Here is a 9,252-nt window from a genome sequence, read left to right on the forward strand (position 1 = left end):
TGATGATGTCGCCTGAGATTGTGCTGGCGATATCTTTACTAGCATTGTTTTTATTAATTGGTCTGCAGCTTGGCTTTGTGTCTTTGCTACTGGCACACATCACCTTTTGCTTACCTTTCGTCGTTATCACTGTCTTTGCGCGCTTAAGTAGTTTGGACGAGCGGCTGATGGAAGCGGCACGTGATTTGGGCGCTTCTGAGTCCACCATGGTACGTACCATTTTGATTCCGGTGATTTTCCCGGCGGTGATGGCGGGCTGGTTGCTCGCCTTTACCTTGTCGCTTGATGATGTGGTGGTCTCTACCTTTGTCACGGGTCCGAGCTATGAGATCTTGCCGCTGCGTATTTATTCTATGGTGCGTGTCGGTCTTAAGCCTGAGGTCAATGCCATTGGCACACTGTTATTAGCGGCTTCATTGGTATTGGTCATTATCTCGCAGCTCTTATTGCGTCGTCGCTAAGCGTAGTAATTTTAATACGCCATTCTTAGTTTAATATTAGCTGTTGTAGGCTAGCGCTTTTAGACTAGCTTTAAAACCTTACAAAAGCTTCTTGGAAATTCTATTTAAAGAATTACCCTTGCAAAGCTAAAATTGCAGTGCAATTTTTTAACGCTTCTCAGGACTTAAGCCTGAGGTCAATGCTATCGGTACACTACTGCTCGCAGCGTCTTTGATCTTAGTTATTATCTCGCAATTGCTATTACGCAAGCGTTAATATCAAATAGAAAACTATAAATCTGAAAGAAATTCATTGTGATATTTACTATAATGAATCCATCTCATCTTAAATATAAAGATACGCTATGTTAGAGCTTCGCCATCTTAATACGTTAACCGCGCTGCGCGCACACGGTTCGCTAGCCGCCGCAGCCGATGAGCTACACGTCACCGCTTCTGCGGTCTCCCATCAGCTCAAAGAGTTAGAGAACTACTACGACATCAGCTTAGTCAATCGTCGTACGCGCCCGCTTAGCTTTACTCCAGCAGGCAAGACGGTACTGGCGCTCGCTGATAGTATCTTGCCGCAAGTCACCCGTACCAAATCTAACCTCAAGCGCTTAGCTCATGGGCAAGCGGGCAGATTGCGCCTAGCCTCTGAATGTCATAGCTGCTTTGACTGGCTAATGCCGATACTCAATCAATATCGCCGCGAATGGTCCGATGTCGAGCTGGACTTTGCTACAGGATTTGAGCCTGAGCCGCATCATTTGCTGGTTGAGGGTGATATTGACTTGTTGATTACCACGAGCAATCTACCGATAGACGGTATCAGCTATCAGCCATTATTTGAGTATGAGAGTCGTTTGGTGTTATCGCCAACACACGATTTGGCAGCGCAGCAGGTTATTGAGCCTAATGATTTAATCGATGAGACCTTGATAGCTTACCCCGTTGAAGCCAAGCGCTTAGATATCATTGCCAACTTTATGACACCATGCGATGTGAGCTTTAAGCGTATCCGCACCACTGAGCTAACCGCGATGTTGATTCAACTAGTCGCTAGTGAGCGCGGAGTTGCCGCCCTCCCCGATTGGGTGGTTGCAGAATACGAGAAAAAAGGCTGGGTGGTCTCGCGTCCTTTAGGTGATGGCGTGCATTGTCAACTCTATGCCGCGACGCGTAGCTCAAACCAAGATACAGCTTATATGCAAGGGTTTGCGAGTTTATTGGAAGGGATTGTTAAGCCGGTTCCATGATGATTCCCTAACACGTAGGTTGGGTGGAGTTTACGACACCCAACATTTATATATTGGAGAGTTATTCAACCACCTAATCTACAGGTAATAAACTATCCGCTACGAATCGATGAATATTGCCAATCTTGAACCCGTTTAACATACTCGTGTTTGACTGGGTTCAGATGGATATAATCTATGTGCATACGATAATCTGCTTCATTACGAATGCAATGCTCCCAAAATCGTCTTTGCCAAATACCACGCTCGCCTTTTTTACGACGGCTCTTTGAAATATGCTCGGTTTTGACGATACGATAAGAGGAATAGTATTTAATCAGTTTAATACGTTCAGAATAATTAGCATCATCGCTTGGTATCGTGCATAGCATATGCAAGTGATCGGGTAGAATAACGATAGCATCGATATAAAAAGGATGTTTTTGTTTTACGACTTTGAAAGCGTAGCGTAGTGTCTCAATCTCTTTGATTAGCAAGTCACTTGATCTATCAGCGAGGTTAACGGCTAAAAAATAGCTAGCGCCTTGAACGTAGTGTCTGCGATATTGCGGTATAGTTAAGTTAATCTTAATCTATCGTGTTGGGTGTCGCAAGCTCCACCGAAACTACGGGCTACAGACTCCTATCAGAAATATATGGTAAAACTAAGTGGTTCTACAAGTGTGGGGACTAAATATGCTAGATAGACCATGGATTAAAGACAATGACCCAATCAAAGACTTTTATGACTGCTTGAATAAAGAGGAAATCGCATGGTTATATGGCGTAGTAAAAGCTGTAGACCTAAATCGAGCGACTTTTAATACAAATTTTTGTCCAAATAAAGTACAGCTCTTGGATTTCTCCAATTACTATGACAATCCATATCAGTTCGACTTATTATCAGATTTAATTAATGAGTTCAATTATATAGGTAGTTCTCTGTTTTGGTTACCACTCAATAATGACTGTTCAAAAAATGAATTTGAGAAATTTGAACCACTTATGATTGCTAAAACACCCATGAACATCATTTATTTAAAAAAAGTATCGCGGTCTATGATGCAAATGATGAATGGTGGATATATTGTGGTTGATAGTGGGAATAATTTTATAGCAATAATCGTTGACGGATATTATATGTTGGCTCTAGTCGATGATGATAATTTGCCAACTAAATACGAAAAATACATAAAAAATTGGAGTCTGATAGAGGAAAATATTGATTCTATTACAGCAAAACCACTAATACGTGCGAGACTTTAAAATACTGTTTAAAAATTGAGGCATACCCCACTGGAACCACCAAAACCGACTTGATAATAAATAAACAGCCTATTCAAAATAGAATGCTATAATTAAACTATTAACTACAGAATAAAAACACAAGTTAATTTAAGAAAGGCTCGATATCTTAAATTGCCAGACGTAAATTTAAAGCTTTAACAACCTTAATAATCGTGTCAAAACTTGGATTGACTTCACCAGAGAGTGCTTTATAGAGACTCTCTCGACCTAATCCTGTATCTTTTGATAACTGTGACATTCCCTTGGCTCTAGCGATATTACCTAGAGCTTTTGCTATAAATGCGGCATCGTTGTTAGATTCTTCAATACAAGCTTGTAGATAAGCTTGCATGTCCTCATCAGTTTTAAGATGCTCAGCACTATCCCATTTTCGAAGTTTAATAGTCATTTATAACTCCTTCTCTAACTCTTTTGCCAATTGAAGGGCAATTTTTATATCTTTACTTTGAGTCGATTTGTCTCCACTTGCTAGTAAAATAACGACTCTTTGCCCCTGCGTGCAATAATAGACTCGATAGCCAGAACCAAAGAAGAAATGTAGTTCAGAAACACCTTCACCGATAGGTTCAGAATCTCCAAAGTTTCCATCTTCAACTCGATCAATTCGAGCCTGTATGCGTCTTTTTACCTGTTGGTCTTTTAGTTTATTAAACCATTTGTCAAAAACTTCAGTGGTATATATTGAGTACATAGAATTATTGTATCCTATAAGATACAGGTAAACAAGATTTATATCTATTTTGATATATCAACTAATATCAATCGTAGTTCACAAAACCATTTTAAAAAAATAAAACCCAGCAGCAGTAGCCAATAAAGTCAGCCCAACATGTAACCCTATCAGGGCTAAACCCGCCAGCAAACGCCCATCATGAATAAAGCCAAAAACCTCAGCACTAAAGGTACTAAAGGTCGTCAGTCCGCCCAAAAAGCCAGTGATCACAAACACGCGGACATTATCCGACAGACCACTGCCCATCCGCTCAAACCATACGAGTGCAAGGCCTATCAGCAGACCACCTAAGACATTCGCGCCCAATGTGCCCAGTGGTATCCAACTGTGCGCTATATTAAAGCGGGACAGCCATGCTCGCAGACACGCACCAATCGCTGCTCCTACACCTATGGCTAGCCATTGCATCGCGTTATCCTTTTTTATGATTTAAGGCTATGAGAAAACTATATAGAACGCTTACAGTGCAGGCAGCTCTGTCATCGGCCAACGCGGTACGCAGCTCACCGCCAGATCGTCAGACTGCCCAGCTTGCAAACGCTCGTACCCTGCGTAGGCTATCATCGCGCCATTATCCGTGCATAACGCAGGCGGTGCATAATGTACAGTTGCGTCCATCTTTGCCAATTCAGTCTCTAATGTTTCGCGCAGATGAGTATTAGCACTGACGCCGCCTGCGATAACTAGCCTATTCATATTTACTTGCTTGAGGGCTTTAACGCATTTTTTCACTAGCGTATCGACCATTGCATGTTGAAAGCTCGCAGCAATATCGGCACGCACTTGTGAGTCGCTCTCATCTTTATGACCTGAGCCTCCTGAGTGCGGCGTATCTTTAATCAAATTATGCACCGCGGTTTTCATACCACTAAACGAAAAGTCCAAGCCGCGATGGAGCATAGGGCGCGGTAAATCGTAAGCGCTTGGATCACCACTCTCTGCTAGTTTGGCGACATTGGGACCGCCAGGATATGGCAAACCCAACATCTTGGCAGCTTTATCAAAGCACTCACCCGCTGCATCATCTATCGACTCACCGAGTATCTCATACTCCCCAATACCATGTGCGGCGATCAGGAGCGTATGACCACCAGAGACGAGCAAGGATACAAAAGGAAATGCGGGTGGATTTGCGCCCATAAGTGGTGCCAGCAAATGCCCCTCCATATGATGCACCCCAATCGCAGGAATATCCAAGCCATAAGCCAAACTGCGCCCAAATAACGCGCCCGTCATCAGCGCGCCGATCAGACCTGGACCTTTGGTGTAGGCGATCGCATCGATATCGCTTTTTTCGATATCGCACTGCGCAAGCAATTCGTTAAGTAGTGGGACGAGTTTACGAATATGATCACGACTGGCAAGCTCAGGTACCACCCCGCCGTAGAGAGCATGAAGCTCTACCTGAGAGTACAACACTTGCCCAACGAGACCTTTATTATCGCTGCTGATTTGCTCACTATCAAAAATAGCCAGACCGGTCTCATCACAAGAGGTCTCAAGTCCCAATACTTTCATACTTTATCCTTTGTCATGGCTTTTACGGTGCTGCCGATTGTATTATCACTTAGTCCAAAACAGCAGCCATAAAAAACCGTCACTGTGAACCCACAATGACGGTTAGCTTAGCAAATTTCAATAGCGGATATTAGCTTACAGCTGCCAACATATAATCTACAGCCGCTTTGACTTGCGCTTCTGTGACGCCGTTTACAGCTTGCGCTGGCATCTTGTTAAAACCGTTTGCAGAATGCAGGTATAGGGTTTGCTTGTCTTTTTGTAGTGCTAACGCCCATCCTGCTTTGTCACCGTATTTAGGCGCGTTGAGGAGTCCACTGGCATGACAGGCTTTACAGTTTGACTCATAAAGAGTGACACCTGCATCACTTGCAAGAACGACGTCAGCGGATTCATTCTCAGTAGCGTCTGTCTGAATGACCTCTGTTTTTGGCGCTACAGAGTCAGTTTCGACTGCCGCTACAATTTCTGTTTCTGGCGCTACTGTTACTACCTCAGGATCAGCCGTAGTCGTTTCAACTGTAGCACTGTCACTAACAGGCTCATCGCTACTACAAGCACTCAATAAAAAGAACAAGCTAAGATTAGAGGCTATCAAAATCCCTTTGACTAGCGGACGTTTGGGTGAGGCTTTTTGCTGACTAGTCATCATAGCTCCTTATACATACAAAAATTAGCGCAAGACAACCCTCTACTTATAGCCTATTAGCTGGCTGCATCGATCATGTATTCGACCGCTTGGCGGATCTGATCTTCGGTCACGCCGTTATAAGCCTGAGCTGGCATCTGATTAAAACCGTTGGCTGAATGAGATGTTAGCGTATCAACACCTTTTTCGATACGAGGTCCCCAAGCGGCTGCGTCACCATATTTAGGGGCGTTGAGCAACCCTGTCGCATGACATGCCATGCATTGCTTATTATATAGCTCAGCACCCACGTTGACCGCTAAGTCCTCAGCAGGGGCAGCGGCATCAGCTGGTGCTGCCATTGCATCATCCATTGCGGTAGTTTCTGTAGCGTCAGTTTCAGCGATAACCATAGGCGCAGTCTCTGGAAACTCAAAGTCCTCAGCTTCTGGAGCATTAGCGCGAGCTTGATCTGCTGCAGCATTGACACGTTCAACAGCAAAAACATCATGAGAATCTACCCCTCCACCACAAGCACTAAGACTTAAGCCTGAAGCGATGAGCAACGCTGTCCATAATGATGCATTTAGTACTGTCTTTTTCATCCCAAAATCCTTGTTTAAATCAATCTGAATATGTTGTGATACTATAAAATTATCATACCATAAACTGCTTTTAATACGTATAAACCGTATGGACTTTTTGTGCGCGGTCATTACATTTAGCTAGAGCTTATAGTGCTTATTTTATTTCAGCGCTTATTGTTATAACCCTCAGAGATGAGTCAGTATAGCTATCACATAAGAAGATTAAGCTTTGACTTTGTAGGTATTTTTGAGTATAATTACCGCCCTTGTGCACCGTGCACAAGTTATCCTAGTTTGAGCTGATGCCTGTAATCTTGAGATGTTACGGCTAAATACTAATACACAGCCAAACTAATGCCTTTGTATCTCATCCCAATAAGGAGTCTTCATGCCTGCAGTTAAGGTTAAAGAAAACGAACCCGTAGATATCGCTATCCGCCGTTTTAAGCGTGCTTGTGAAAAAGCTGGCGTTCTATCAGACGTACGCAAACGCGAATTTTATGAAAAACCAACGCAAGAGCGCAAGCGCAAAAAAGCGGCTGCTGTAAAGCGTTATAAAAAGAAGTTGCAACGCGAAACTATCCGCACCACTCGTATGTACTAAACACTATTGAGCCCATAGCTCAAATGTGAGTACTACAAGCGCTATACCAACGCCACTGCTATCGATTGATATCAGTGGCGTTTTTTATGCTATTATTTTTGCTATTCATATTGATCTATCAACTTTTAAAAATAAGGAATAATAATTATGAGCGACCTCAAACAAGTGCTATCAGATAGCATCAAAACTTCGATGAAAGCTCGTGAGCTTGAGCGCGTCAAAGTGCTGCGTAATGTACAAGCGGTTATCAAACAAATCGAGATTGACCGTCAAACCCAGCTGAGTGACGCTGACGTTTTAGAGGTACTACAAAAACAGCTCAAGCAGCGCCAAGAATCGCTCGCTATCTTTACTGAGAATAATCGTGAGGATCTTGCGAACAAAGAGCAGTTTGAGATTGATATCATCAATGGTTTTATGCCGACGCAGATGGATGATAGCGAGCTTGCCGCCTTGGTCAATAGCGAGGTTGCAGCACAAGGCGCGACCTCTATGCGTGATATGGGTAGCGTGATGGGCGCACTCAAAGCCAAAACCGCAGGACGCGCTGATCCTGCGGTAATATCAAAATTGGTTAAAGAAGCGCTACAAGGCTAACCCTACTAGTCGTCTAAAAAATAAAGCGTCTACAAAAGCCATTTAAACTAGACGGTTTATGGCCTATTTGATATAAGCCGACTTATATAAACTATCTAAAAACCGCTTAAGGCTCAAAGTCTTTGGCGGTTTTGACGTCTTTGATCTCAGCATTGATATTTGCAAGCAAAGGCGGCGCGCTTCGAGCTTGTGCGGTGCTTTGTAGTTTCTTAGTTAGCTGCTGAGCTTGGTTTAACGAGGTCAAAGCACTATCATAGCGCCCACTCCACAATTGGGTTTGACTGCGGTAGCGTAGTGCATTAATCGTAGCAATATCAGCCAATGCCTTTGAATCCGTCGTTTTGGCCAGTTTTTCATTAGCCAGCTGCATACTTTGCCATGCATAACGATCGCTTGGGTCTTGCTGCGTGAGCGACTTTACTAAAGCTTGTGCTTGCGCGGGCTGATTACTATTGGTCAAAGCCTCAGCTAAATACAGCCGCAAATCACGACGCTCAGGGTACAGGCGCTGCTGGCTTTGTAATAATTGCGCAGCCTGCTGCCACTTGCCTTGATCACTGAGTATTTGGCTATAAGTAATTGACAATAAAGGCTCAAGCATCTGGCGCTGGGCGATTGGCAGAGTCTGTAGCTCATTCATGATATCTTTGGCATTAGCATAACGCTGCTGATCGCCGTACCAGTACATCAGCGCAACTTTAGCCCCAAGGCTATTATTAGCAGCGGTCTTAAGAGCAGTTTCAGAGACATGTTTGCCCGTGACCTGTACGCGCCAGTGCAATAGATCAAATAGCGCTTGATGACGCTGCTGCTCACTTAAGCTCAAGGACGAGTAACGCTGGGCCCGCGTCTGTGCTTCGCTCAAACGCTCATTGCTAAGCGGATGCGAGCGTACAAAACTTGGCATAAATTGATTGGCAGTTTGATTAAGCTGGCTTCTTTGATTCATAGTCGCAAAAAATCTAGGCATCGCTCTTGGGTCATAGCCCGCTTGCGTCATGATTTGCATACCGACGCGATCTGCCTCACGCTCATTGCTACGACTAAAGGCCATGCTACTATTCATCGATGCCGTCTGACTACCCGCCATCACTGCCGCCGCTGCATTACCATCAACCGCAGAAGCCGCGATAGCAGCGAGCATCCCGCCGATTTGCATCAGCAGTGCTTTTTTACGCTCATCTGCACCGCTCTCATAATGACGCTGACTGATATGCGCCACCTCATGAGCGACGACGCTTGCCAGCTCATCCATGCTACTTGCGGCAAGTATCGTACCTGTATTGATACCGATAACGCCGCCTGGCGCTGCAAAAGCATTGATACTTGGATTATCTATGAGTACTAACCCCATAGGCGCTTGCTGACGCGCTTGAGCATTAATGCGCCATGTCATGTCCTTGACAGTCTGTTGAATCCAAGGATCATGCTCCATTTTAACCCGGCCATTGATATTTTGCAGTGACCATGCCCCAAGCATTTTGTTTTGATACTGCTCATCAAAGCTCAAGCCTGAACCGCGCAAACTTGGCAGCTCTAATGTCTCAGGCTCCATGACTTGCCATGAGTTTTTGACATAGCTAGCCGCCGACGCAGGCG

General features: G+C 44.3%; 13 protein-coding genes. 5 read left to right on the top strand and 8 right to left on the bottom strand.

Annotation, left to right across the window (positions count from 1 at the left end; all coding sequences use genetic code 11):
• Positions 1 to 461: ABC transporter permease subunit (locus ACTXGO_RS06770; RefSeq protein ID WP_443573794.1), on the top strand; the 461-nt coding region annotated here is incomplete at its 5' end.
• Between the two features lie 344 nt (positions 462 to 805).
• Positions 806 to 1,699: a LysR family transcriptional regulator gene (locus ACTXGO_RS06775; protein WP_443541120.1), complete on the top strand. Its 894-nt coding sequence runs from the start codon at positions 806 to 808 to the stop codon at positions 1,697 to 1,699.
• 92 nt (positions 1,700 to 1,791) lie between these two features.
• On the opposite strand, the gene ACTXGO_RS06780 is transcribed toward ACTXGO_RS06775, so the two are convergent.
• The gene (locus ACTXGO_RS06780; protein WP_443541324.1) at positions 1,792 to 2,271 is read right to left on the bottom strand and encodes an REP-associated tyrosine transposase; all 480 of its coding nucleotides are present in this window, start codon (positions 2,269 to 2,271) and stop codon (positions 1,792 to 1,794) included.
• 103 nt (positions 2,272 to 2,374) lie between these two features.
• On the opposite strand from ACTXGO_RS06780, the gene ACTXGO_RS06785 reads away from it, so the two are divergent.
• Entirely contained in the window at positions 2,375 to 2,944 is a 570-nt protein-coding gene (locus ACTXGO_RS06785; RefSeq protein ID WP_443541121.1) for a hypothetical protein, read from the top strand.
• 148 nt (positions 2,945 to 3,092) lie between these two features.
• Here ACTXGO_RS06785 and ACTXGO_RS06790 read toward each other — a convergent pair whose 3' ends face one another.
• The 6 genes from ACTXGO_RS06790 to ACTXGO_RS06815 form a co-directional block, all read right to left on the bottom strand.
• Positions 3,093 to 3,374 carry an addiction module antidote protein gene (locus ACTXGO_RS06790; protein WP_317199524.1) on the bottom strand — a complete coding sequence of 94 codons (282 nt, stop codon included), beginning with the start codon at positions 3,372 to 3,374 and terminating at the stop codon, positions 3,093 to 3,095.
• Entirely contained in the window at positions 3,375 to 3,677 is a 303-nt protein-coding gene (locus ACTXGO_RS06795; protein WP_443573796.1) for a type II toxin-antitoxin system RelE/ParE family toxin, read from the bottom strand.
• A 78-nt stretch (positions 3,678 to 3,755) separates the two neighbouring features.
• Positions 3,756 to 4,127 carry a CrcB family protein gene (locus ACTXGO_RS06800; protein ID WP_443541123.1) on the bottom strand — a complete coding sequence of 124 codons (372 nt, stop codon included), beginning with the start codon at positions 4,125 to 4,127 and terminating at the stop codon, positions 3,756 to 3,758.
• A gap of 51 nt (positions 4,128 to 4,178) precedes the next feature.
• Entirely contained in the window at positions 4,179 to 5,237 is a 1,059-nt protein-coding gene (gene tsaD, locus ACTXGO_RS06805) for a tRNA (adenosine(37)-N6)-threonylcarbamoyltransferase complex transferase subunit TsaD (RefSeq protein WP_443541124.1), read from the bottom strand.
• 130 nt (positions 5,238 to 5,367) lie between these two features.
• Positions 5,368 to 5,889, bottom strand: a complete 522-nt coding sequence (locus ACTXGO_RS06810; protein ID WP_435950140.1) for a c-type cytochrome — start codon at positions 5,887 to 5,889, stop codon at positions 5,368 to 5,370.
• 53 nt (positions 5,890 to 5,942) lie between these two features.
• Positions 5,943 to 6,470, bottom strand: coding sequence for a c-type cytochrome (locus ACTXGO_RS06815; protein WP_435950139.1), 528 nt, complete (start codon positions 6,468 to 6,470; stop codon positions 5,943 to 5,945).
• A 370-nt stretch (positions 6,471 to 6,840) separates the two neighbouring features.
• Here ACTXGO_RS06815 and rpsU point away from each other — a divergent pair, with 370 nt between their 5' ends.
• Together rpsU and ACTXGO_RS06825 are read left to right on the top strand one after the other, a co-directional pair.
• Positions 6,841 to 7,056 carry a 30S ribosomal protein S21 gene (gene rpsU, locus ACTXGO_RS06820; RefSeq protein WP_025651930.1) on the top strand — a complete coding sequence of 72 codons (216 nt, stop codon included), beginning with the start codon at positions 6,841 to 6,843 and terminating at the stop codon, positions 7,054 to 7,056.
• A gap of 147 nt (positions 7,057 to 7,203) precedes the next feature.
• Complete coding sequence (locus tag ACTXGO_RS06825) at positions 7,204 to 7,653, top strand: GatB/YqeY domain-containing protein (RefSeq protein ID WP_435950138.1); 450 nt, start codon at positions 7,204 to 7,206, stop codon at positions 7,651 to 7,653.
• Positions 7,654 to 7,759: 106 nt separating this feature from the next.
• Here ACTXGO_RS06825 and ACTXGO_RS06830 read toward each other — a convergent pair.
• A partial coding sequence (locus ACTXGO_RS06830; RefSeq protein ID WP_443573798.1) for a M48 family metalloprotease occupies positions 7,760 to 9,252 on the bottom strand: 1,493 nt, incomplete at its 5' end.

This window comes from Psychrobacter sp. T6-1 (assembly GCF_052258445.1).

What these genes read in the sequence shown, in the direction of transcription:
- ACTXGO_RS06775 (WP_443541120.1), top strand. Translation starts at nt 806, where the DNA reads ATGTTAGAGCTTCGCCATCTTAATACGTTAACCGCGCTGCGCGCACAC.
- ACTXGO_RS06785 (WP_443541121.1), top strand. Translation starts at nt 2,375, where the DNA reads ATGCTAGATAGACCATGGATTAAAGACAATGACCCAATCAAAGACTTT.
- ACTXGO_RS06790 (WP_317199524.1), bottom strand. Translation starts at nt 3,374, where the DNA reads ATGACTATTAAACTTCGAAAATGGGATAGTGCTGAGCATCTTAAAACT.
- ACTXGO_RS06795 (WP_443573796.1), bottom strand. Translation starts at nt 3,677, where the DNA reads ATGTACTCAATATATACCACTGAAGTTTTTGACAAATGGTTTAATAAA.
- ACTXGO_RS06800 (WP_443541123.1), bottom strand. Translation starts at nt 4,127, where the DNA reads ATGCAATGGCTAGCCATAGGTGTAGGAGCAGCGATTGGTGCGTGTCTG.
- tsaD (WP_443541124.1), bottom strand. Translation starts at nt 5,237, where the DNA reads ATGAAAGTATTGGGACTTGAGACCTCTTGTGATGAGACCGGTCTGGCT.
- ACTXGO_RS06810 (WP_435950140.1), bottom strand. Translation starts at nt 5,889, where the DNA reads ATGATGACTAGTCAGCAAAAAGCCTCACCCAAACGTCCGCTAGTCAAA.
- ACTXGO_RS06815 (WP_435950139.1), bottom strand. Translation starts at nt 6,470, where the DNA reads ATGAAAAAGACAGTACTAAATGCATCATTATGGACAGCGTTGCTCATC.
- rpsU (WP_025651930.1), top strand. Translation starts at nt 6,841, where the DNA reads ATGCCTGCAGTTAAGGTTAAAGAAAACGAACCCGTAGATATCGCTATC.
- ACTXGO_RS06825 (WP_435950138.1), top strand. Translation starts at nt 7,204, where the DNA reads ATGAGCGACCTCAAACAAGTGCTATCAGATAGCATCAAAACTTCGATG.